Here is a 21,106-nt window from a genome sequence, read left to right as displayed (position 1 = left end):
GGAAAGCCAGACCTTCGTGCGCAACCATTACGGCCGGTGGCAGCAGGACTACTCTTCGTCCCGTTCGACGACGGCACGGCGGGTTTTACGGACACTGTTCCAGTCCAGGAGCAGGGCAACCAGGGCGCCGAGGCACACACCCGGAATCGCGAACATGATGGTGAAGAAGCCCAAGGTGGCTTCCCGCGTGTACGTGGGATTTTCCGGGCCGATATAGGCGACCAGCAGCGCTGCGACGAAGCCTGCGATCACGCCCAACAGGAGGAAGGGGACGAAACGGGGGGCACGCCGGACGGTAATTTCGCGGCGTTCGGGACTGTGCTCCTGGGAATCCATACGAAAATTCTACCGGCAGTAGAGGTTATTGGCCTGCGCGGAAGAGCGGCAGCCACTCAGACAGGTTGGCCCGCAGCCCTGACGCAGCCACTTTTCCGGCCTGAACGGACTCATTCCAGGACTGCTGCCCGGAGACCAGGCCCAACCAGGTGGCCGCGTCGGTTTCCATCACATTGGGCGGGGTGCCGCGGGTATGCCGGGGGCCGGCGACGCACTGGGTGACGCCGAACGGCGGCACCCGAACCTCTACGCTGTTGCCCGGCGCCCGTTCCGCCAGCTCTTCCAGCGAATAGCGGACGGCCGTGGCCAGGGTGTTCCGGTCCGGTTTCGTCCCTGCAGCAGCGGCAGCGAGGGCAGTGCGCAGCGCAGCTTCGCCGTCGGTGGCGGGGACCCGTCGTCGTGCCATGGGTTGTCCAGCCGGTCCGCTCAGGAATCCAGGAGTGCGGAATCCAGCAGCGCCGTCACGGGTGCGCCCAGACGGATGCTGCCCACGGGCGCGCCGCCGCCCAGAACGGGACGGACAATCTTGTCCAGCACCGCGCTGATCTTGCCGGGATCCACCGCGCCGCTGGCGGCCAGCAGGGTCAGGCCCACCAGGGACGCGGCCCGGGTGTCGCCGTCGAGCATCTTCAGCGCCACTGACACACCGGTGTTGGTGCCCAGGACCAGGACGCCTTCGGCGCCGTTCTTGGAAATGATGCCAAGGTCCTCCATCACCACCGTGTTTTCACGGCCGTGGCCGTGAACAGCCCAGGGGTAGTCCAGCATGGCGGTGGCCACCGTGGCGGCGCGGGCATTGCCGTGTTTCCCGGACGGAGCCTTGGCCAGGCGGCCGATGCCGCGGGCCAGCCCGGTGAGCGAAACAGCGGCCAGGGGCGCACCGCAGCCGTCGGTTCCCCAGTGGCTGACACTTTCGCCGGTGAATTCTTCGATGACGCCCGCGATGCTTTGCTGGAGGGGATGCTGCGGGTCCAGGTAGGTGGCGTGGTCCCAGTTGTTTTCGGTGCAGGCCCAGAGGAAGGCGGCGTGCTTGCCGGAGCAGTTGAAGGCCAGCTTGTTTTTGCCCTTGCCGGCACGGATCAGCTCGTGGCGGGCGGCCTCATCCTGCGGCCAGTCTTCGGGGCACTGCAGATGGTCCTCGGTGACGCCGGCAGCGGCCAGCATCGTCTTGACTACGTCCGTGTGTTCCTTGGAACCCGTGTGGCTGGCGGCGGCCAGCGCAACCTGCGCTCCGCGCAGGGGGACCCCGGCCTGCATGGCTGCCACGGCCTGGAAGGGCTTCAGCGTAGACCGCGGAAAGATGGGCGTTGTGATGTCGCCAAGGGCCGTGACAACGGTTCCGTCAGCAGCCATGACCACCGCGGAACCGATGTGGCGGGACTCGATGAAACCGCTGCGTTCAACAACGGCAAGTTCAACGGCATCGGACGCGGTAAAGGTGGCAGGCATGTTTCTATTCCACCATGAACTGAACGGACTGCCAGCCGGAGGCGCCGTCCGGAACCGTGTCGGCCCGGGCGCCGGTCTGCACACCGTCCTGCGGGTCCGTGGCGCGGGCCCGGACCGTGTGGTTGCCGCTGGAAAGGTCTTCGGTGCGGAAGGACCACTGGCGCCAGGTATTCACCGATGCCTCGGCTGCCAGAACGGCCGGCTGCCAGTCGCCGTTGTCGATGGAGACCTCCACCCCGGTGATGCCGCGCTGCTGGGACCAGGCGGTGCCGCCCACGTCCACGGGGCCGGCCGGAACCCGGGCAAACGACGCCGGAACCTCCACCCGGGCCATGGTTTTCACGGGCGCTTTCTCAGCCCATCCGCGGTCCGTCCAGTAGGCGGTCTGCGCGTCGAAACGGGTCACTTCCATGTCCACGATCCATTTGCTGGCGGAAACAAATCCGTAGAGCCCGGGCACCACCATGCGCACGGGATAACCGTGCACCGGGGGCAGCGGTTCACCATTCATTCCCACGGCCAGCAGGGCATCCCGGTCATCCTGGAGCACTTCCAGCGGAGTGGAGGCGCTGAAGCCGTCAACGCTGGTGGAGAGCACCATGTCCGCGTCAGCGGCGGGGCGGGCCCGGGCCAGCAGTTCACGTACGGGAAGTCCGAGCCATTTGGCGGTGCCGGCGAGGTCGCCGCCGAGCGGATTGGAGACGCAGGTCAGGGTCAGGTGGCGTTCCACGAGGTCCGCGTCGAGCAGTTCGGCGAAACTGATCCGCACTTCCTGTTCCACCATCCCGTGAATGCGCAGCTCCCAGGTTTCGGCGTCAATTTCCGGCACGCTCAGGGCGGTGTCGATCCGGTAGAAGTCCGCGTTGGGGGTCAGCCACGGGGTCACTCCGGGCACCGGCGACTGCAGCCCGGCGGGCAGGGCGGGCGCGGTCTGCGCGGCGGCAGGAAGTTTTAGTGCTGCCCGGAAGGAAGCAGTGGTGTTCCGGGCTGCGCCGATGGCCCGGCCGCCGGCCGCGGCAGCAGTTCCCGCGATGACGGTCAGCCCGGCGGCAGTGAAGAAGCCTCGCCGGGTGGGGTGGTTCCGGAGCCGAGCGGGGGACCGGCCGCCACTGGATTCACCGGATTCGGCGGCAGGAGTGCGGCGGATCAATCCGCGCAGGACGCCAATTCCCACTGCAGTGCCCAGCACCGTGGGGATGGCGTCCACAGGGGAGGCTCCGGCCCTGGTCACCACGCAGGCCACGATCACCGCACCCATGATGAGGACGGCGGCCACGCCCAGCTCCCAGCGGCGGCGCGCCAATATCCCTGCGCAGCCCGCGAGTACCGCGATGGTCAGGGCCATGCCCGCGAACAGAGCTGCCTTGTCATTGGTGCCGAAGGTTTCCACCGCGAAGTTCTTCAACCACAGGGGGGTGAAGTCAATGAACGTGGATCCCAAGGCAATCAGCGGGCGGGCGCGGGCGGTAAAGAAGGCCCCCGCCAGTTCCGCTGCAGCCAGGACGGTTCCGGCGGCGAGGATGCCCGCCAGCGCGGCGTAGGGCAGGGCTGGAAGGTTCCGGGGCCGGTGGGCCGGGTACTTCGGGGAAGCGGTCATGGCTCCTATTCGCGGCGGGAGGGCGTTTGTATGGGTGCGGTCACTGTGCCGGGGCAGCTTCGTCACAAGGCCGCAGTTCTTTCGGCTGCCGAAGCGCACCCAGTACGCTGAACTACTGTGAAGGTTCTAGTTGTTGGCCCCGGCGGCCGCGAACACGCCCTTGTCCGATCCCTGCTGGCAGATCCGTACGTCCGCGAGGTGCACGCAGCCCCCGGAAACGCGGGCATCGCGCAGATGGTTCCGGTGCACCCGGTCAACGCGTCCAGCCCGGAGGAGGTGACGGCGCTGGCCCGCAGCCTCGACTCGGACCTGGTGGTGATCGGCCCTGAAGCTCCGCTCGCCGCCGGCGTGGCCGATGCCCTCCGCGAAGCAGGCATCCCCGTTTTCGGCCCCTCGAAGGCGGCCGCCCAGCTGGAGGCGTCCAAGGCCTTCGCCAAGCAGGTGATGGCAGCGGCGGGCGTTCCCACCGCCATGGCCCGGATGGCATCCAACCCGGAGGAGGCCGCCGACGCCCTGGACACCTTCGGTGCCCCCTACGTTGTCAAGGATGACGGGCTCGCCGCCGGCAAGGGAGTGGTGGTCACCTCCGACCGTAACGAGGCTCTGGCCCACGCCCGCGCCTGCTTCGATGTTGGCGGCACCGTGGTGATCGAGGAGTTCCTGGACGGTCCCGAGGTGTCCCTCTTTGTCCTCTCCGACGGCCGCAACGTGGTGCCGCTGGCACCGGCACAGGATTTCAAGCGCATTTTTGACGGCGACGGCGGCCCCAACACCGGCGGAATGGGCGCCTACTCACCGCTGACCTGGGTGCCGGCGGACCTTGTTGATGACGTTGTCCGCCGCGTGGCCCAGCCTACGATCGATGAGATGGCAGCGCGGTGCACTCCCTTCGTTGGAGTTCTGTACTGCGGCCTTGCACTGACATCACGCGGGATGCGTGTCATCGAGTTCAACGCGCGGTTCGGCGATCCGGAAACCCAGGCCGTGCTGGCCCGGTTGAAGACTCCGCTGGGCGGACTGCTGATGGCCGCCGCGAAGGGCGAGCTGGATGCCATGGAACAGCTCAAATGGGATCCCCGGACGGCGGTTGCCGTGGTGGTTGCCGCCGCCAATTACCCGGACACGCCGCGCACCGGTGACCGGATCCGAGGATTGAAAAAGGCCGAAAGGCTCGACGGCGTGCACGTGCTGCATGCAGGCACCGCACTCAACGATGACGGGAAAGTGGTGTCCGCGGGCGGGCGGGTGCTCGCCGTCGTCGGGCTGGGCGCCGATCTGGAGGCAGCACGCGCGCTCGCCTATGCGGGGGTGCAGGAGATCCGGCTGGACGGATCGCAGTACCGCAGCGACATCGCCCTGAAAGCACTGCGGGGTGAGGTCATGGTGCCCGCGGGCTCCCAGTCCCCTGCGGGCCGTGATATTGAAGGAGAGCTGGCATGAGCGCCCCCGAACTGGCCGGTTGGACCCATGTCTATTCCGGAAAAGTCCGCGACCTGTACGTTCCTGCTGATCTGTCCGCACCGGGGGCGGGGGAGAAGGTCCTGGTGGTGGCCAGCGACCGGATCAGCGCCTATGACCACGTGCTGTCCAGCATCATTCCGGACAAGGGCCGGATCCTCACCCAGCTGAGCCTGTGGTGGTTCGACCAGCTCGGCAACGTCCCCAACCACGTCATTTCCGCTGATGAGGGTGTTCCTGCCGAAGTGTCCGGCCGAGCCATGATCTGCAAAAAACTGGACATGTACCCCGTGGAAGCCATTGCCCGCGGCTACCTGACCGGGTCCGGGCTGGCCGAGTACCGCCGGTCGCAGACGGTATGCGATGTGCCCCTGCCCGCGGGACTGGTTGACGGCTCACGGATCGACCCCGCGATCTTTACCCCGTCTGCGAAGGCCGAGGTGGGTGAGCATGACGAGAACATCAATTACGACGCCGTTGTGGCGGCTGTCGGTGCCGAAACGGCTGCGAAGATCCGCGACCTGACGCTGGACATCTACACTGCGGCCGAGGCCATTGCCCGGAGCCGCGGGATCATCCTGGCGGACACCAAGGTGGAGTTTGGCCTGGACCCCGCCACCGGCCTGGTGACATTGGGAGACGAGGTGCTGACCCCGGATTCCTCGCGGTTCTGGGACGCGTCCCTGTACGAGCCGGGCAAGGCCCAGCCGTCCTTCGACAAGCAGTACGTCAGGGACTGGCTGACCTCCCCTGAATCCGGCTGGGACAAGGCTTCGGACACTCCGCCGCCTGCTCTGCCCGCCGACGTCGTCGAGCGCACCCGCTCCCGCTACGTCGAGGCGTACGAGCGGCTCACCGGGCGGACTTTTACTTGATGCGTGCGGCGTGCGGACTCAGCGCCGGAAGGTCAGGTGGGTGACGCCGTCGTCGGCTGCTTCGGCGCTGGCTTGGTAGCCGTCCTCCAGGCCGCGCAGGCCGTCCCAGAGGTTGATGCCGCGGCCCAGGATCGGTGTGATGCCTACGTGGATCCGGTCCACCAGCCCGGCTTCCAGGAACGCTTTGACCACGGTGGGACCGCCGCCAATCCGCACGTCCTCGCCGCCGGCCGCATCGACCGCCCGTTCCAGCGCCTCTTCCGGTGACGCGGCCAGGAACTCAAATCTTGTTCCGTCAGGCACGTCGATGGGTGCACGGGTGGTGTGGGTAAGGATGAAGACCGGGTAGCGGAACGGGGTTTCGTCGCCCCACCACCCCTGCCAGGACGGGTCGTCGGGGAAGTTGTGCAGCCCGAACATGCCCGCTCCCATGATTTCGGCGCCGATGCCGTCGAAGTACTCGGCGGCGTATTTGTCGTCCACACCGGTGGTGCCGCCTGCGGGCTCATGCAGGACGCGGTCCTGGAACGTCCGGGTGGCGGTATACGGGCCCACCAGCCGGGACCAGTCTTCACCAAACGGGTTTTCCGGAGTTTGGTCGGTGGTGGTGGCGAACCCGTCCAGTGAGATATTGAGATCAACGCGGACAACCATGGGGAGCTCCTGGTGGCGTGTGCTGTCGCCACGAGCTTACCGCCGGGAATTCACAGATCAAGGGTACGGGAACGGGACGCACCGCTTGCCGGCTCAGATGGAGGCAGGCTGGGCTGCGGGTTTGACGGACACGATTTGGCGCACCACCGCACAGGCCTCACCGGAGCTGTCCGTAACCCGGACGTCCACGACGGTGGTGCGGCCCATCCGCGTTACCTCGGCTTCGGCCCGAAGGACACCGCGTGCCGGCCGCAGGAAGTTTGTGGAGGATTGCATTGTTGCCGGCGCGGCTGAGGGGTCACCGGAGGCCATGACCGCCATGACTGCAGCGGCGATGTCCGCCAGGGCCATCACCGCGCCGCCGTGCACTCCGCCTCCGATGGTGCCGTATTCCGGCCGGTCGGCAAGCTGCGCCACCACGAGGTGCGGCGACAGTTCGGGAAAATCGATCTGCAGGAATTCGGCAAACGGAACGAGCTGCCGAATCATCTGAGGGGTAATGCCCATGGTTGTTTCCTCCGTGGTGAGCAGCGTGCGGCCTGAAAGGGTTGGATTGAAGCGTACTCGGTGCCGGGAGGAGAAGGGCAACAAAAAAGAGCCTGCCGAATGACAGACTCTCTTTGTTTGGTCGGGGTGACAGGATTTGAACCTGCGACCTCGTCGTCCCGAACGACGCGCGCTACCAAGCTGCGCCACACCCCGTAACCACTGCTCCGTGCCGGGTTTCCCCGCCGCTGAAGCAACTTTACAAGTGTAGACGATCACCGTGGATTCCGCGAAACCGGGCTCGCAGCCGGACGGTAACATCGCCCGGCGGCGAGCTTTCGCCGTCGTCGTCCTACACCAGGGACTCCTGCCAGGCGGCCTGCAGCTTGGCAAACCGGCCGGTGCCGCCCGTGAGATCCGCGGGAGTGCCGTCCTCCACCACTTCGCCGGCGTGCATGACCAGTACCCGGTCGGCGATCTCCACGGTGGAGAGGCGGTGCGCAATGATCAGCGCTGTCCGGTTGCCCAGCAGGGTCTTGAGCCCGTGCTGGACCAGCCGTTCGCTGGGGATGTCCAGCGAGGAAGTGGCCTCGTCCAGGATCAGCACCGCCGGATCGGCCAGGAAGGCCCGGGCGAAGCTGATCAACTGCCGCTGGCCGGCGGAAACCCGGCCGCCGCGCTTGTTCACGTCGGTGTCATATCCCTCCGGCAGCGCTTCGATGAACTCATGCGCACCCACCGCCCTGGCCGAGGCAATGATCTCCGCGCGGGTGGCTTCGGGCTTGCCCAGGGCAATGTTGTCCGCCACCGAGCCGCTGAACAGGAACGCTTCCTGTGTCACCATGACGACGGCGCGGCGCAGGTCCCGCTGGGTCAGGTTCCGCAGATCCACGCCGTCCAGCAGCACGGAGCCCTGGGAGGGGTCGTAGAAGCGCGCGATCAGCTTGGCGAGGGTGGACTTGCCGGCACCGGTCTGTCCCACCAGGGCAACGGTCTGGCCGGCGGGAATGTGCAGGTTCATTTGCGGCAGGATCACCGGGCCGTCACCGTAGCGGAATTCCACGCCGTCAAACCGGATGTCGCCCTTGGCGTGCTTCAATTCCACCGGATGCTTCGGCGGGCGCACGGTGGGCACTTCCTCCAGCAGGCCGGAGACCTTTTCCAGCGCCGCGGAAGCGGACTGGAAGGAGTTGTAGAACATGGCCATCTGGTCCACCGGCTGGAAGAAGCGCTTGGAGTACAGCAGCAGCGCCAGCAGGGCGCCCACCTCCAGGCCGCCGTCGAGCACTCGGAAGCCGCCCGCCAACAGGACCACGGCCACCGTGGCGTTGCCTATGAGCACCAGCCCGGGCTGGAAGACTCCGTTCAGGTTGATGGAACGGACGGTGGCCACGCGGTAGTCCTCGGCCAGATCGTCGTACTTCTCTGCGTTGACCTTTTCGCGGCGGAAGGCCTTCACGGCCCGGATTCCGGTCATGGTTTCGATGAAGTGCACAATCAGCTTCGCGGAGGTGACCCGGGAAGCACGGTAGGCCAGCTGGGAGCGTTTCTGGTACCAGCGGGTCAGCAGGTACATCGGTACGAAGGCCACCAGCATTAGCAGCCCGGTGCGCCAGTCCAGCAGGAAGATACTCACGGCGGTGAACAGCATGTACATGGCGCCGGAGGCCAGGGAGCTGACGCCGGAGTCCAGCAGTTCGCGCAGTGCTTCCAGATCGGAGGTCTGCCGCGAAATGATCCGTCCGGAGGTGTACTTCTCGTGGAATTCCAGGCTCAGGCGCTGGGTGTGGCGGAAGACCCGCAGCCGCAGGTCCAGCAGCATGGCCTGGCTTAGCAGGGCAGTGGCGCGGACGTAACCGGCCGTCAGGCCCGCTGCCAACAGGGCAGCCAGCAGGTAAGCCACGCCGGAAAGGATCAGCGGCAGGCTGTTGCCCGCCTGCAAATCCGGCAGGGCGTGGTCGATGCCGTAGGCGATGATGGCGGGCCCGGCCACGCGTGCAGCTTGGGAGAAGACCACCAGCAGCACCGTGCCGATGAACCGTCCGCGGTTGGGGCGGATCAGGGAGCCCAGCAGCGCCAGTGACCGGCGGCGGACAGCGAGGTTTTCTTCCTTGCCCAGATGGACGGCGTCCTCGCCGGCGGTGCCCAGCCTGGCGGTGGCATCGTAGGCCGGGTCGGCACCCTTGCCGCGGCGGACGGTGAAGCGGCTCATCGGATAATCTCCTCATCGTCCAGGCGTGGTGCTTCAAGGACGCCTGCTGCGTCGTCGGCTGCTTCCGCCGGCAGCGGGCCGTCATCCAACGGACTGTCCAGATCTTCGGGATCCGTGGGCAGGCTGGCAATCACGTACCGGTAGTGGTCGTTGCCGGCCAGGAGTTCGGCGTGCGTGCCGACGGCGCTGATACGTCCGTCTTCCATCAGGGCCACGCGGTCGGCGAGGGACACGGTGGACGGGCGGTGCGCAACCACCAGCGTGGTGGTGTCCGCCAGCACCTCGCGGAGCCGGCCTTCCACCAGTTCCTCGGTGCGCACGTCCAGTGCCGAGAGAGGATCGTCCATGATCAGCACGGTGGGCCGGGCGGCGATGGCCCGGGCCAGGGCGACGCGCTGGCGCTGCCCGCCGGAAAGGCTCAATCCTTCCTCGCCGATGAGGGTGTCCGTGCCTTCGGGCAGCGAGTACACAAAATCGGCCTGCGCCACGTCCAGGGCCTGGGCCAGGAGCTGGTCCGCTTCGGCGGAGCTTGCCGGTTCGGCGCCGAGCAGCACGTTGTCGCGGACGGAGCTGGAGAACAGTGTGGTGTCTTCGAAGGCCACAGCCACAATGGTGCGCAGTTCTTCCAGATCCAGCTGGCGAAGATCAGTGCCGTCGATCCGGATGGATCCGCCGGTGACGTCGAACAACCGGGGGACCAGCTGCAGCAGGGTGGATTTTCCGCTGCCGGTTACGCCTACCAGCGCCATGGTCTCGCCGGGACGCAGGCACAGGGTCACGCCGTCGATCAGGTTGCGCGTGCCGTCCTTGGTGTCCGGATAGGCAAAATGGACGTCGTCGAACACCAGCTCTCCGCGGACATCGTTGAGGTGCACCGGATGCTGCGGGCTCTGAATGGAGGACTGCGCGTCCATTACTTCATAATGCCGGTCGATCGCGGTTTTCGCTGTCAGGGTCATGGACAGCAGTGGACCCACGGCTTCCACCGGCCCGGCGACTACTGCGGCGGTGGCAAAGAAAGCAACCAGCGAACCGATACTGAGGTTGCCGTCCGCTACGGCAATGATCCCCACCACGAGGGCAACGGCGAGGGCAGCTTCGGGCAGCAGCGTCACCACGAGGGAGAACTTGGCCAGCGAGTTTGCCTTCGACACCTCGGTTTCACGCAGTTCCTGGGCCTGCTCCTCAAACGAGTCCAGGGCCTCACGGCTGCGGCCGAAGGCCTTCAGGACGCGGATGCCGTGGACGGATTCCTCCACCGTGGTGGCCAGGTCACCGGTTTGGTCCTGGCTCTGGCGGGAAACCTGCCGGTAAAAACGGTTGAAGCGGTAGCCGTAAACCACGATCGGAACGGCTGCAGCGATGAAGATCAGCGCCAGCACCCAACTCGTGAACAGCATGATGGTGAAGCCAACCACCACGGTCAGCGCCGTGACCACCAGCATGATGGCACCGAACGCCATCCAGCGGCGGACCAGGTTCAAGTCGCTCATTGCCCGCGAGAGCAGCTGCCCGCTGCCCCAGCGGTCATGGAATGAGACGGAGAGGTCCTGCAGATGCCGGTAGAACGAGGTGCGCATCCGGGTTTCCACGGTGGTGGCCGGTGCAATCACGAACTGGCGGCGCAGGGCGATGAAGGTTGCTTCAAGGATGCCCAAACCCAGGACGACGCCGGCCGCTCCCCAGACAGCCGCCGTGGATCCGCCGGGGGCCAGGGAGGTGTTGATCAGGACCCGGAACACCTGGGGGATCGCCAAAGCCATGAGGCTGGCTCCGAGGGCACAGAACAACCCGCAGATTAAGCGGGGGAGGATGGGCCGCAGATGCGGATAGAGCCGTGCAAGGGATTGCCACAGGGTTGTCTGCGCAGGCATGGAACCTTCTCGAGCGGGTGGAGGGTGCTGCAACAAGCAGAGTGTCCCTTTGAGGGCTCAATCCTAAGCCCGCTTACGGGGAGAATCGATGCGCGTCCGGAGTTTGGTCCTCTGTGGTGGGCAACCCTGTGACCCGGCGGAGGGAAACGGTCTAGGACCGCGCCGTCAGAGTCAGCAGGACAGCCTCGGGACGGCAGGCGAACCGGACCGGAGCAAAACGGGAGGTTCCGATGCCGGCCGAAACATTCATGGGAACTTTCCGTCCGTTGTGCTCCCAAACGGCCAGGCCCTTGGCCAGACGGGTAGGCAGATCGCAGTTGCTGACCAGGGCGCCGTAGAACGGGATGCACACCTGTCCGCCGTGGGTGTGGCCGGCCAGGATCAGCTCAGCCCCGCCGTCGGTGAAGTAGTTGAGCACCCGCTGGTAGGGAGCATGGGCAACCCCCACCCGCACAGCCGGAAGCCCGGCGCTGGAACCCGCTTCGGGGAATCCGGGGTACACGTCGCGGTCCAGATGGGGGTCATCCACCCCGGAGAAATCAAAGCGGACACCGCCCAGCTCCATGGAGTCCCTGCGGTTGGTCAGGCCGGCCCAGCCCGCGTCCTCGAACGCTCCAAAGAGTTCGCCGAAGGGCAGCGCCGGCGGATCCTTAGTGATTTTCGAGGGGCCGGTGAAATACGTCAGCGGGTTCTTGGCCCGGGGACCGTAGTAGTCATTGGAGCCGGGAACGTACACGCCGGGAAAACGCAGCAGCGGCTTGAGCGCTTCCAGCAGGGGTGGAACGGCTTCCAGATGGCTCAGGTTGTCCCCCGTGTTGACCACCAGGTCCGGTTCGAGCTCAGCGAGGGACTGCAGCCAGCGAACCTTGATGTTCTGGTTGGGCACAAAATGGATGTCCGAGAGGTGCAGTACCCGCAGCGGAGCGCTCCCCGGCGGCAGGACGGCCACGGTCTCTTCACGGACTCCAAAGAGATTCCGTTCAATCAGCGACGCGTATGCCAGCGCCGCCGCACCAGCTCCGGCAGTGCCGCCGGCAACCCAGGCGGCCGAACGCAGGGCAGAGCTAAGGGAAGGAGCAGCCACCGTTAGTCGTCGCCGTCGTTCTTGTTTTCGCCCTGGTTGCCGCCGTTGTTGTTGTTGTTTTTGTTCTGATCATTGGACGGAGCCGGTGCAGGCCGGGGCGGCGCCGCCACGGTGCCCATGACGGATGCCGGCGGCGGGGTGAACGGATTGGCCTGGTACTGGTCCGGGATCCGGTCAATGAAGTTCTTCCAGGACGGGCCGGCAATCTTCGAGCCGTCGATCTCGGGGTAGACCTGCCCGCCAATCTGCTTGCCTTCCATCGAGCCCCGCTCGTTGCCCCAGACGTGGTTGCCCAGCCAGGAGGCCGTGACCATGCCCGTGGTGTAGCCCATGAACCAGGTCTGGGACCGGAAGTCATTAGTTCCGGTCTTGCCGGCAACCGGCTTGCCGTTCTGCAGGTAGTAGCCGGAGCCCTTGGTCATCACCTGCTGCGTTGCCGCGTTGACGCCCTGGGCAACTTCCTTCTTCATGACCTGCGTGCACTCCTGGGCCGGTACCTCGAAGGACCGTCCATCCGCGGCCGTTACCGACTCCAGGGCACGCGGTTCGCATTTCAGGCCTTCAGCTGCAAACGTGGCAAAGCCGGTGGCCATGGCCAGCGGGGAGGCGTCGCCGCCGCCGCCGAAGGACGACGGCGGGTTAACGCCGAGCATTTCGTTTTGACCGCTGGCACTCTTGCCGTTGTGGATGCCTGAGGCAAACGCCATTTCCTGGAACTTGCAGAGATCAAGCTGGTTGATCTCGGCCATGGTGATGGTGTTCAGGGAGTTCGCCAGACCGTCGATGACGGTGGTGGTCTTGTAGTTGGTGTCCCCGTAGTTGATGGGCGTCCAAGGCTCCGGAATGCCATAGCGTCCGCCCGGCAGGCAGCTGGCGTTCCAGCTGTGGCCTGCAGGGTAAGTGCGCTTGCTGCCGTTCAGGGTGGTGTTCAGGGTTTTGCCTGCGTCCAGCCAGGCTGCCACGGTGAACGGCTTATACGTTGAGCCGGGCTGGAAACCGCCCATGCCGCCCAGCGGCTTGTTGGGGTCGCCGTCCTGGTTCAGGTCAACGTTGAAGTTGATGACCGAGTTGCCGGCGCCTTCTTCGGGTGTGTAGCGCGTGTTCTGCGCCATGGAGAGAATTTTTCCGCTTCGCGGTTCCATCGACACCATGGAGTGGCCGATCTCGGGGTCCGTGGTGTCCGGGTTAGCGGTTTCGTTGACGGCCGTCTGCGCGGCGTTCTGGATCTCCGGATCCAGGGTGGTGTTGATGCTCAGGCCGCCCCGGTAGAGCAGCTTCTGCCGGTCCTCCGTTGTGGCACCGTATCTCTCATCGTTGAGGATCAGGTGCATGACGTAGTCGCAGAAGTACGGTGCCTGGACGGCGCCGGTGCAGTTGCTGGGAACCGGTGTGATGTTCAGGCCCAGGTCCGTGGCCACGGCGGCGTCGTGCTCTTCCTGCGTGATGCGGCCCTTGTCGAGCATGGCGCGGATGACTATGTTGCGCCGTTGAAGGGCCAGTTCCGGATTGCCCGTGGGGCTGTAGACGGACGGACCGTTGACAACGCCGGCCAGCAGGGCTGCCTGCGGAATGTTCAGCTGCGAGGCGTCCACGTTGAAGAAGTACTTGGACGCGGCCTGGACACCGAAGGTGGTGCCGCTGAAGGGAACGATGTTGAAGTAGCCCTCAAGGATTTCATCCTTGGAGAGCTGCTTTTCGACGGCGATGGCCAGCTTCATCTCCCGCAGCTTGTCGCCGTAGTCCTTGTTGCCGGAGAGCACCACCTCCTGCTTGTTCTGCAGGTTGGTGTCGATGATGACGCTGTTCACATACTGCTGCGTAATGGTGGACGCGCCGCGGTTGGTGCCGGAGGTGAGGTTAGAGGCGAGGGCTCCGATGACACCCTGGACGTCCACGCCGCCGTGCTCGTAAAAGCGGTCATCCTCAATGGCAAGCATCGCGTCGATCATGGTGGGGGAAACCTGGTCCAGATTGATCGGCTGGCGGTTTTCCTCATACAGGGTTGCGATGAGAGAGCCGTCATTGGCATAAATTTTTGACGGCTCGGCCAGCGCGCCGGCCTGCAGTTCCGACGGGAGGTCATCGAAGAACTGGATGGATCCGGACGCGGCTGTGCCCGCGGCGGCGGCGGCGGGAACCAGAAGACCCGCGGCCAAAACACCACAAAGCGCGCTGACGCCGAAGAAGGCGACAATCTGGCCAAGGGTGGTAGCCGTATCAAAGAACGGAGATTTGCGAGCTGCCATGCGCATCAGTCTACAAGCACGCGTTAGTCTTTGGATTATGAGCAAATGGGAATATTTCATCACGCCGCTTCCTCTTCACACACCGGGAGCTGTCCTTAACATGCACGGCGAAGAAGGTTGGGAACTCGTCCAGATCACGCCCGCCCCCAACGGAACGGGTGCCGTGGCGTACATGAAACGCGAGAAGTCGCAGTGACTGAGGTGAACGGGGCGGTTTCCGCCGTGGAGCGCAGGCTGGCGGAACTGGGTATTGAGCTGCCGGACGTCGCAGCACCGGTGGCCGCCTATGTACCCGCCGTTGTCACGGGGAACTACGTCTACACCTCCGGGCAGCTGCCCTTCGTCTCGGGCGTGTTGCCTGCAGCCGGCAAAGTTGGCGCCGGGGTACCGGCCGAGGACGCCGCAGGATACGCCGCAACCTGCGCTGTTAACGCGCTGGCTGCCATCAAGGCCCAGATCGGAGATCTGGACCGCATCAGCCGCATCGTCAAGGTGGTGGGCTTCGTGGCATCGGATCCGTCCTTTACCGGGCAGCCGGCCGTCATCAACGGTGCATCAGAACTGCTGGGGAAGGTCTTCGGCGAGGCGGGCGCGCATGCCCGCTCCGCCGTCGGGGTGGCCGTGCTGCCGCTGGATTCCCCCGTCGAAGTAGAAGTGATCGCTGAATTTGCCTAGTTCATCAGTACGGCTTTTCCCGGTTCCCCCGTATCTTCGGGGAGCCGCGGAAAGCTGGTTTGAACACGGTGACCGTGCACCGCGCAAACCCCGCCTGGCGTCCTCCGTGGTGCTGGTGCGGGACGCGCCGCGCGGCGCCGAGACCTATCTGGCTTACCGCCGGGGCGAATCGCCGCTGGGCAGGGTGGCGTTTCCCGGCGGCAGCATCAATCCGGAGGACGACGACGCCGTGACCTGGTTCGGTCCGGCTCCGGCAGCCTGGGCCAAGGCACTGGGCATCGACGATCCCCGTCTGGCCCGCCGGCACGTAGTGGCGGCCATCCGTGAACTGTTTGAAGAAGCCGGCATTCTGCTGGCCGGACCGGACGAATCGACGCTGCTGGAGGGCAACCGGGGCCCGGACTGGATGGCCGCCCGGGTTGCGCTGGCAGCCGGAGACAAGTCCTTTCCGGAGCTTCTCAAACGCCGGGGACTGGGCCTGCGCACCGACCTGCTCCGGCCGCTGGCCAACTGGCAGACGGCTGATTTTGCGCTGCGCCGGTTCGACACCCGGTACTTCGCGGTTGTTCAGCCGATGGGGCAGGAAGCCTCCCTGCTGGAGGGCAAGGGAAGCTGGGGTCAGTGGCGGTCCGCAGCGGAGGAGATCGCGGCCCGGAACACCACCGCCCTGGGCGATGAGATCGGGCTCCCTGACACCATCGGGCTCACCCTGTCTGAACTCACCGTGCCGCCGGTGGAACTGGTGCTGGAGAAACTGGCCGGTGCCCGTGGCTGCATTGCCTACCTTGCGTCCCGCCGTCCGGCGGCCGTCTTCCGGCCCGAGCTGGTGGAGGCTGACGGCGGTTACTGGCTGTCCGTTTCACTCAGCGGCGCCGGGGAGGGTTCGGCCCAGCACGGGCGCTGATTCCTGCCCCGACACCGATTCCCGCACACCTTAAACGCAAACGACGGCGCCGCCCCCGGTAAAGGGGAGCGGCGCCGTCGTTCGCTGTAAGGCGGTCGGAAAAGACCTAGCGTGAGCGCTGGCGCAGCCGCTGCACGTCCAAAATGACGACGGCGCGGGCTTCCAGGCGCAGCCAGCCGCGCTGAACGAACTCGGCCAGCGCCTTGTTCACCGTTTCACGTGAAGCGCCGACCAGCTGGGCCAGTTCTTCCTGCGTCAGCTCGTGAGCCACCAGGATGCCGTCAGTGGCGGGGCGGCCGAAGCGGTCCGCCAGATCCAGCAGTGCCTTGGCAACGCGGCCGGGAACGTCCGAGAAGACGAGATCCGCAAGGGACTCGTTGGTGCGGCGCAGCCGGCGGGCCAGGGCCTGCAGCAGCTGGACCGACACCTCCGGGCGCGTTTCCAGCAGTGCCTTCAGGTTGTCGTGCCGCAGTCCGGCCAGCCGCGTTTCGGACACCGCGGTGGCGGTGGCGTTGCGCGGGCTCGGATCAAAGAGCGCCATTTCGCCGAAGAGCTCGCCCGGGCCAAGGATGGCCAGCAGGTTCTCGCGGCCGTCCGGTGCCGAGCGTCCCAGCTTGATCTTTCCGGACACGATGAAATACAGCTGGTCGCCCTGGTCACCCTCGCGGAAAACTGATGCGCCGCGCGAAAGGTCGACCTCAGTCAACTCGTCGGTCAGAGCTGCGAAGACGTCGTCTCCCAATGAGGCGAACAGTGGCGCACGGCGCAGTACCTCGATATCCATGAAATCTCCTGTAAATAGTTGTCCCTTCCATTATCTTCTCGCACTACGGCCCCATGTGACACCTGTAATAGCTTTGTTCGCCCACGGATGATAAAAAGGACGCCCCTGCGTACTGCCCTCTTCGGTCCGGCGCGGACGAAGTCTCCAGTTTGGGCCGCTAAACTCGGGAGGCAGGGACAGTCTCGAAGAGTCCCCGCAACACCCCCTAGACCGCGCTTGGAGCTGTTTGTGCTCGGATTTTCACTGCTAGACATCATTCTGCTGTTGGCGCTGCTGTTCTACCTCATCGCCGGGCTGCGGAACGGTCTTGTGGTGACGCTGGGCGGCATTGTGGGCTTTGTGGCCGGGGCTGTGGCGGCGTTCTTCGCGATCCCCCTGGTCACCGAATGGGTGCCCGACGACGGCTGGCGCCTGACCGCTGTCATCGCCACCATTGTGGTGCTTGTCCTGGGCGGGCATGCCCTCGGCGCTGCGCTGGGCGGATCCATCCGGCGCTGGATGAACTTCCCGCCGCTGCGTTTCCTGGACCGGCTGCTGGGCGGGGGAGTGAACCTGGCCGTATCCGCCCTGGTGATGTCCGTGCTCGCTTTCAGCGTCAACACCCTCGGGGTTCCGTTCCTTTCGCAGCAGATCACGTCCTCGAAAGTGCTGAACGGCATCGAGGAAGCCACACCAGACCGGGTGAAAACCTGGACTGCGGAAGTGCGTTCCTTCACTCTCGCAGAGGGCCTGCCCACCATCCTGGACAGCGCCGCCCCGGATACAGTGGTTGCCCCGGATGAGGCGCTCTCATCCGCGGCTTTGCAGGCGTCGTCGGAGTCGGTCGTGAAGATCACGGGAACGGCTTATCAGTGCGGGCAGAACCAGACGGGCTCGGGTTTCGTCGTCGCCGATGACCGCGTGATCACCAATGCCCACGTGGTGGCCGGAGTTTCCCGGCCCGTGGTGCAGGTCCCCGGCGGCGGGGCGCTTCCGGGTGAGGTGGTCTATTTCGACAGCGCCCGTGACCTGGCCGTGCTGGCAGTGGACAGCCTCGACGCCGAACCGATCCCGCTGGGCGACGTCCTTCCGGACGGCACCACTGCGGCGTTTGCCGGGTACCCGGCCGGCGGTCCGTTCCAGCTGCAGGCGGCCAACGTTGAAAAGCTCTCCGACGTCTCGGTGCGTAACATCTACGGGTCCGCCCCGGAAGTGCTGGAGGTCTACACTCTCGCCGCGAACGTGCAGCAGGGCAACTCGGGCGGGCCGCTGCTGGACATCGACGGCCAGCTGGCCGGTGTCATCTTCGCCAAGACCACCGGCGATCAGCCCATCGGTTATGCGCTGTCCCTGAGCGAGGTTGGGCCGGTGGCGGAAGCCGCCGCCGGATATTCCGATCCTGTCTCGCCCGGGCAGTGCATCTCCGGCGAGTAGCGGATCAGGCGCCGGCTTCCGCCTGCGCTTCCCCGTCCAGCCGGGCGGCGAGGTAGTCCACAGCCATCTTGTAGCCGGCAATTCCGGCCCCGCAGATGACGGCGTCCGCCACCGCCGATACGTAGGAGTGGTGCCGGAATTCCTCGCGCCGGTGAATGTTGCTCAGGTGCACCTCAACCACCGGCAGACCGACGCCGGACAGCGCATCCGGGATGGCGACTGAGGTGTGGCTGTAGGCCGCCGGGTTGATGATGATCGCGTCAGCCAGCCCCGGAGCCCCGTGGATCGCATCGATCAGGTCGCCCTCATGGTTGGACTGGATGCAGTCCACCGTCCAGCCGTGGGATTCCGCGGCGTCCAGCGCCAGCGCCTCCACGTCGTCGAGCGTTTCGGTGCCGTAGATTCCGGGCTCGCGGGTGCCCAGGAGGTTCAGGTTGGGGCCGTTGAGGATCAGCAGGTTGCGGGTGCGGGAGGCAGTCATGGCTTAACTATGCGCCAACCTGCGCCGGTGCTGCTGCCTCATCCCGGCGGCGCGTCATGCGTCCCGCCGCCAGGGCGCCGGCGATGGTCACCACCGACATCAGCGCCAGCACGACGCCGGGATGCCACCACGCGCTGTCCGTTGCCTTGGCGAACGCCTGCGTTGCGGCCGGGGCGAAGCCGGCGAGGATGCCCGCAAAGCTGTAGGCCAGGGACAGGGCGGTGAAACTGGTGCGGGCCGGGAAGAGATCAGCCATCAGTCCGCCCAGGGCCGCCCACGCGGCGGTTGGCGCGATCCCGCCGATGAGGATGGTGAGGATGTAGGTCGTTTGGTCCGCGGTGCTGATGAGCCAGTACAGGGGAAAGGAAATGAGCAGGGTGGCGAAGGCGCCGGCGGCGACCATGCGGGCCGAGCCGATCTTGGTGGCGAGCCAGCCGAATGCCGGAATGGTGGCCAACTGCAGGACCGAGCCCACCAGTGCGGCATTGAGTACGGTGGTGCCGGACAGGCCCAGCTGTTCGGTTCCGTAGGCCTGGGTATAGGTGGTCATCAGGAAGTAGGACCCGATGCCGAGCAGGGACGCGGACGTGGCAACCAGGACGGCCAGCCGCTGGGTTTTCAGAACCTCCAGGACAGGAACGCGGGGAAGGGCCTGGTGCCCGGCAACATCTTTGAAGACGGGGGTTTCTTCGATGGCAAACCGCAGGTACAGGGCAATGGCCATGAACGGGAAGGCCAGCAGGAACGGAACCCGCCACAGGCCGGCCTCCATGGTTTCCTGCGGGACGCTGGTCAGCAGCAGGAAGATCCCGGTGACCATGATGGTTCCGACGGGGGAACCGATCTGCGGGATCGCGGCATACAGGGCGCGTTTGCGGGGTTCTGCATGCTCGGTGGCGATCAGGACGGCTCCGCCCCATTCACCGCCCACTGCCAGGCCCTGCAGCAGCCGCAGCGTCACGAGCAGGGCGGGGGCCCAGATGCCGATGGTGTTGTAGTCCGGCAGCAGGCCGATGATCCCGGTGGCTGTGCCCATCAGGACGATGGTCCAGATGAGCGACTTCTTCCGGCCGATGCGGTCGCCGAGATGGCCGAAGATGACGGCTCCAAGGGGGCGGGCAATGAACCCGATGCCCAGGGACAGGAAGGACAGCAGGGTGCCGATCAGCGGATCGACCTCCGGGAAGAAGATCCGGTTCAGGATCAGGGCAGCTGCGGTTCCAAAAACATAGAAGTCGTAGGACTCCAGGGCTGTTCCGACAAATGACGCTCCGGCGACCTTGCGCGCCATGCGTCGGGAGTGGACCGGCGGGTCCTGAGGTGTGGAGGGTGCGGGAGCGGATAGCGGGGAGGAAGTGCTGGAAGTGGACACGAGCACTGATTCTGCTACCCCGGACGCTGTGGTGCCAACTCCATGAGTTCCATCTCACCAACGGACGTGTTGGGCGCGGGGCCGGTGCGGAAAACCGGTCAGGCCACGAGGCTGCCGAGAATGGCCCGTCCGCCGCTGATCAGTGCCCCCGAAACACCCGCGGGATCCCCCACATAGCCGTGGACCATGGCGCCGTCCCGCAGCATCAGCAGCTGATCTGCCAGGGAATCCGGATCTGCTGCCCCCAGCTGCGCCAGCCTGCCGCTGACCTCTGCGTGCAGCCACTGCCTGTGCTCAAGGACCACGGACCGGACCGGCGAGGCGGGGTCCGGATACTCGGCTGCCGCGTTGATGAACGGGCAGCCGCGGAACCCGGGGACGCAGGCCTGCGCACCCATGGCCTCGGCCAGTTCCAGCAGCCCGGTGCAGGGATCGGGGCTCAGGTGTCCCGCTGACTCCCGGGCCCGTTCCGACTGCGCCTGCAGATAGGCCACCACCAGCTCCTCTTTGGTTCGGAAGTAGCGGTAGAACGTCACCTTGGTGGTTTCCGCCGCAGCAATGATCCGGTCTGCGCTCACGGCACGGATGCCTTCGGTATAGAAGAGCAGGGCGGCGGCATCCAAGATGCGGGTGCGCACCGGCGGACTGGCGGCCATGGGTCCTCCCGGGGTTGCGGTTTGCGATGAAGGCGCGTTTACTAGGGTCCAAGTAGACGTACTAGTTAGTCTACCTGATGCCCCCGACTTAGAGGAGTTGCCATGAGCGCTTTGTACACTGCAGTTGCCACCGCGTCCGGAGACGGCCGCAACGGAGAAGCCCAGACCAGCGACGGCCAGCTGAAGGTCAACCTGGCCACTCCCACGGAGATGGGCGGCTCAGGCGACGGCACCAATCCGGAGCAGCTCTTTGCCGCCGGTTACGCGGCGTGCTTCCTGTCCGCCCTGAAGATGATTGCGCGTGCCGAAAAGACTCCGATCGCCGACGCTGCCATTACGGCCGATGTCAGCATCCACAAGCAGGACGTCGGCTTCAAGCTGGGCGTGGCCCTGCATGTGGAAATGTCCGGCGTGGACCAGGCCACCGCCGAGAAGCTGGTGGATGCCGCCCACCAGGTCTGCCCGTACTCCAACGCGACCCGCGGCAACATTGACGTGGAGCTGGACGTCACCACGGCCTAACAGCCTCTCTCCGCGGGACAACCGGCGT

At 65.8% G+C, this 21,106-nt stretch carries 21 protein-coding genes and 1 tRNA gene; 7 read left to right on the top strand and 15 right to left on the bottom strand.

Annotated features, from left to right (window positions below; genetic code table 11):
- Nucleotides 1-48: 48 nt before the first annotated feature.
- The 4 genes from CXR03_RS03500 to CXR03_RS03485 are packed head-to-tail and all read right to left on the bottom strand — an operon-like array spanning nt 49 to nt 3,382.
- The gene (locus CXR03_RS03500; RefSeq protein WP_104101955.1) at nt 49-336 is read right to left on the bottom strand and encodes a hypothetical protein; all 288 of its coding nucleotides are present in this window, start codon (nt 334-336) and stop codon (nt 49-51) included.
- A 25-nt stretch (nt 337-361) separates the two neighbouring features.
- A complete protein-coding gene (locus CXR03_RS03495; protein WP_104101953.1) occupies nt 362-742 on the bottom strand; it encodes a sterol carrier family protein in 381 nt (126 codons plus the stop codon).
- Between the two features lie 20 nt (nt 743-762).
- Nucleotides 763-1,785 (bottom strand): asparaginase, encoded by a 1,023-nt coding sequence (locus CXR03_RS03490; RefSeq protein ID WP_104101952.1) that lies wholly within the window; start codon nt 1,783-1,785, stop codon nt 763-765.
- A 4-nt stretch (nt 1,786-1,789) separates the two neighbouring features.
- The gene (locus tag CXR03_RS03485) at nt 1,790-3,382 is read right to left on the bottom strand and encodes a molybdopterin-dependent oxidoreductase (RefSeq protein WP_104101950.1); all 1,593 of its coding nucleotides are present in this window, start codon (nt 3,380-3,382) and stop codon (nt 1,790-1,792) included.
- A 117-nt stretch (nt 3,383-3,499) separates the two neighbouring features.
- On the opposite strand from CXR03_RS03485, the gene purD reads away from it, so the two are divergent.
- Together purD and CXR03_RS03475 are read left to right on the top strand one after the other, a co-directional pair.
- Nucleotides 3,500-4,822: a phosphoribosylamine--glycine ligase gene (gene purD / locus CXR03_RS03480; protein ID WP_104101949.1), complete on the top strand. Its 1,323-nt coding sequence runs from the start codon at nt 3,500-3,502 to the stop codon at nt 4,820-4,822.
- Nucleotides 4,819-5,715, top strand: coding sequence for a phosphoribosylaminoimidazolesuccinocarboxamide synthase (locus tag CXR03_RS03475; RefSeq protein WP_104101947.1), 897 nt, complete (start codon nt 4,819-4,821; stop codon nt 5,713-5,715). Before purD ends, CXR03_RS03475 begins: the two co-directional genes overlap by 4 nt.
- 18 nt (nt 5,716-5,733) lie before the next feature.
- Here CXR03_RS03475 and CXR03_RS03470 read toward each other — a convergent pair whose 3' ends face one another.
- The 7 genes from CXR03_RS03470 to CXR03_RS03440 all read right to left on the bottom strand — a co-directional run bounded on the left by CXR03_RS03470 (nt 5,734) and on the right by CXR03_RS03440 (nt 14,271).
- Nucleotides 5,734-6,369: a dihydrofolate reductase family protein gene (locus tag CXR03_RS03470; RefSeq protein ID WP_104101946.1), complete on the bottom strand. Its 636-nt coding sequence runs from the start codon at nt 6,367-6,369 to the stop codon at nt 5,734-5,736.
- A gap of 93 nt (nt 6,370-6,462) precedes the next feature.
- Nucleotides 6,463-6,876 carry a PaaI family thioesterase gene (locus CXR03_RS03465; protein ID WP_104101944.1) on the bottom strand — a complete coding sequence of 138 codons (414 nt, stop codon included), beginning with the start codon at nt 6,874-6,876 and terminating at the stop codon, nt 6,463-6,465.
- A 118-nt stretch (nt 6,877-6,994) separates the two neighbouring features.
- Nucleotides 6,995-7,071: transfer RNA gene (locus CXR03_RS03460), tRNA-Pro, on the bottom strand.
- A gap of 136 nt (nt 7,072-7,207) precedes the next feature.
- Nucleotides 7,208-9,067 (bottom strand): ABC transporter ATP-binding protein, encoded by a 1,860-nt coding sequence (locus tag CXR03_RS03455; protein ID WP_104101943.1) that lies wholly within the window; start codon nt 9,065-9,067, stop codon nt 7,208-7,210.
- The gene (locus CXR03_RS03450) at nt 9,064-10,941 is read right to left on the bottom strand and encodes an ABC transporter ATP-binding protein (RefSeq protein ID WP_104101941.1); all 1,878 of its coding nucleotides are present in this window, start codon (nt 10,939-10,941) and stop codon (nt 9,064-9,066) included. Before CXR03_RS03450 ends, CXR03_RS03455 begins: the two co-directional genes overlap by 4 nt.
- A gap of 151 nt (nt 10,942-11,092) precedes the next feature.
- The gene (locus tag CXR03_RS03445) at nt 11,093-12,025 is read right to left on the bottom strand and encodes a metallophosphoesterase (RefSeq protein ID WP_104101939.1); all 933 of its coding nucleotides are present in this window, start codon (nt 12,023-12,025) and stop codon (nt 11,093-11,095) included.
- A 2-nt stretch (nt 12,026-12,027) separates the two neighbouring features.
- Nucleotides 12,028-14,271: a transglycosylase domain-containing protein gene (locus CXR03_RS03440; RefSeq protein WP_104102791.1), complete on the bottom strand. Its 2,244-nt coding sequence runs from the start codon at nt 14,269-14,271 to the stop codon at nt 12,028-12,030.
- A gap of 37 nt (nt 14,272-14,308) precedes the next feature.
- Between CXR03_RS03440 and CXR03_RS18110 the strand changes: the two genes are divergently transcribed.
- Genes CXR03_RS18110 through CXR03_RS03430 form a run of 3 tightly spaced genes read left to right on the top strand, consistent with a single transcriptional unit; the run spans nt 14,309 to nt 15,850 of the window.
- Nucleotides 14,309-14,467, top strand: coding sequence for a DUF4177 domain-containing protein (locus CXR03_RS18110; RefSeq protein WP_146067190.1), 159 nt, complete (start codon nt 14,309-14,311; stop codon nt 14,465-14,467).
- Nucleotides 14,464-14,946: a RidA family protein gene (locus CXR03_RS03435; protein WP_104053109.1), complete on the top strand. Its 483-nt coding sequence runs from the start codon at nt 14,464-14,466 to the stop codon at nt 14,944-14,946. Before CXR03_RS18110 ends, CXR03_RS03435 begins: the two co-directional genes overlap by 4 nt.
- Nucleotides 14,939-15,850 carry an NUDIX hydrolase gene (locus CXR03_RS03430; RefSeq protein ID WP_104101938.1) on the top strand — a complete coding sequence of 304 codons (912 nt, stop codon included), beginning with the start codon at nt 14,939-14,941 and terminating at the stop codon, nt 15,848-15,850. The genes CXR03_RS03435 and CXR03_RS03430 overlap by 8 nt, the downstream gene beginning before the upstream one ends.
- A 106-nt stretch (nt 15,851-15,956) precedes the next feature.
- On the opposite strand, the gene CXR03_RS03425 is transcribed toward CXR03_RS03430, so the two are convergent.
- Nucleotides 15,957-16,634 carry a Crp/Fnr family transcriptional regulator gene (locus CXR03_RS03425; protein WP_104053107.1) on the bottom strand — a complete coding sequence of 226 codons (678 nt, stop codon included), beginning with the start codon at nt 16,632-16,634 and terminating at the stop codon, nt 15,957-15,959.
- A 228-nt stretch (nt 16,635-16,862) separates the two neighbouring features.
- On the opposite strand from CXR03_RS03425, the gene CXR03_RS03420 reads away from it, so the two are divergent.
- Nucleotides 16,863-18,047: a MarP family serine protease gene (locus CXR03_RS03420; protein ID WP_104102789.1), complete on the top strand. Its 1,185-nt coding sequence runs from the start codon at nt 16,863-16,865 to the stop codon at nt 18,045-18,047.
- A 4-nt stretch (nt 18,048-18,051) separates the two neighbouring features.
- Here CXR03_RS03420 and aroQ read toward each other — a convergent pair whose 3' ends face one another.
- From aroQ to CXR03_RS03405, 3 genes are all read right to left on the bottom strand, one after another.
- Nucleotides 18,052-18,528, bottom strand: coding sequence for a type II 3-dehydroquinate dehydratase (gene aroQ / locus CXR03_RS03415; RefSeq protein WP_104053106.1), 477 nt, complete (start codon nt 18,526-18,528; stop codon nt 18,052-18,054).
- Between the two features lie 7 nt (nt 18,529-18,535).
- On the bottom strand, nt 18,536-19,819 hold the full coding sequence (locus tag CXR03_RS03410; protein ID WP_104101936.1) for an MFS transporter: 1,284 nt from the start codon (nt 19,817-19,819) through the stop codon (nt 18,536-18,538).
- A gap of 179 nt (nt 19,820-19,998) precedes the next feature.
- Nucleotides 19,999-20,556, bottom strand: coding sequence for a TetR/AcrR family transcriptional regulator (locus CXR03_RS03405; RefSeq protein WP_104101935.1), 558 nt, complete (start codon nt 20,554-20,556; stop codon nt 19,999-20,001).
- Between the two features lie 102 nt (nt 20,557-20,658).
- Between CXR03_RS03405 and CXR03_RS03400 the strand changes: the two genes are divergently transcribed.
- Complete coding sequence (locus tag CXR03_RS03400; protein WP_104101933.1) at nt 20,659-21,078, top strand: organic hydroperoxide resistance protein; 420 nt, start codon at nt 20,659-20,661, stop codon at nt 21,076-21,078.
- The last annotated feature ends 28 nt before the right edge of the window (nt 21,079-21,106 follow it).

Source organism: Arthrobacter sp. 08Y14, assembly GCF_002929455.1.
Classification (GTDB): domain Bacteria; phylum Actinomycetota; class Actinomycetes; order Actinomycetales; family Micrococcaceae; genus Arthrobacter_B; species Arthrobacter_B sunyaminii.
The sequence above is the reverse complement of the archived record's forward strand: the minus strand, read 5'-3'. Positions and strand labels throughout refer to the sequence as shown.

Excerpts from the sequence above, each read along its gene's own strand:
- CXR03_RS03500 (WP_104101955.1), bottom strand. The coding sequence starts at position 336 with ATGGATTCCCAGGAGCACAGTCCCGAACGCCGCGAAATTACCGTCCGG.
- CXR03_RS03495 (WP_104101953.1), bottom strand. The coding sequence starts at position 742 with ATGGCACGACGACGGGTCCCCGCCACCGACGGCGAAGCTGCGCTGCGC.
- CXR03_RS03490 (WP_104101952.1), bottom strand. The coding sequence starts at position 1,785 with ATGCCTGCCACCTTTACCGCGTCCGATGCCGTTGAACTTGCCGTTGTT.
- CXR03_RS03485 (WP_104101950.1), bottom strand. The coding sequence starts at position 3,382 with ATGACCGCTTCCCCGAAGTACCCGGCCCACCGGCCCCGGAACCTTCCA.
- CXR03_RS03475 (WP_104101947.1), top strand. The coding sequence starts at position 4,819 with ATGAGCGCCCCCGAACTGGCCGGTTGGACCCATGTCTATTCCGGAAAA.
- CXR03_RS03470 (WP_104101946.1), bottom strand. The coding sequence starts at position 6,369 with ATGGTTGTCCGCGTTGATCTCAATATCTCACTGGACGGGTTCGCCACC.
- CXR03_RS03465 (WP_104101944.1), bottom strand. The coding sequence starts at position 6,876 with ATGGGCATTACCCCTCAGATGATTCGGCAGCTCGTTCCGTTTGCCGAA.
- CXR03_RS03455 (WP_104101943.1), bottom strand. The coding sequence starts at position 9,067 with ATGAGCCGCTTCACCGTCCGCCGCGGCAAGGGTGCCGACCCGGCCTAC.
- CXR03_RS03450 (WP_104101941.1), bottom strand. The coding sequence starts at position 10,941 with ATGCCTGCGCAGACAACCCTGTGGCAATCCCTTGCACGGCTCTATCCG.
- CXR03_RS03440 (WP_104102791.1), bottom strand. The coding sequence starts at position 14,271 with ATGGCAGCTCGCAAATCTCCGTTCTTTGATACGGCTACCACCCTTGGC.
- CXR03_RS18110 (WP_146067190.1), top strand. The coding sequence starts at position 14,309 with ATGAGCAAATGGGAATATTTCATCACGCCGCTTCCTCTTCACACACCG.
- CXR03_RS03425 (WP_104053107.1), bottom strand. The coding sequence starts at position 16,634 with ATGGATATCGAGGTACTGCGCCGTGCGCCACTGTTCGCCTCATTGGGA.
- aroQ (WP_104053106.1), bottom strand. The coding sequence starts at position 18,528 with ATGACTGCCTCCCGCACCCGCAACCTGCTGATCCTCAACGGCCCCAAC.
- CXR03_RS03410 (WP_104101936.1), bottom strand. The coding sequence starts at position 19,819 with ATGGCGCGCAAGGTCGCCGGAGCGTCATTTGTCGGAACAGCCCTGGAG.
- CXR03_RS03405 (WP_104101935.1), bottom strand. The coding sequence starts at position 20,556 with ATGGCCGCCAGTCCGCCGGTGCGCACCCGCATCTTGGATGCCGCCGCC.
- CXR03_RS03400 (WP_104101933.1), top strand. The coding sequence starts at position 20,659 with ATGAGCGCTTTGTACACTGCAGTTGCCACCGCGTCCGGAGACGGCCGC.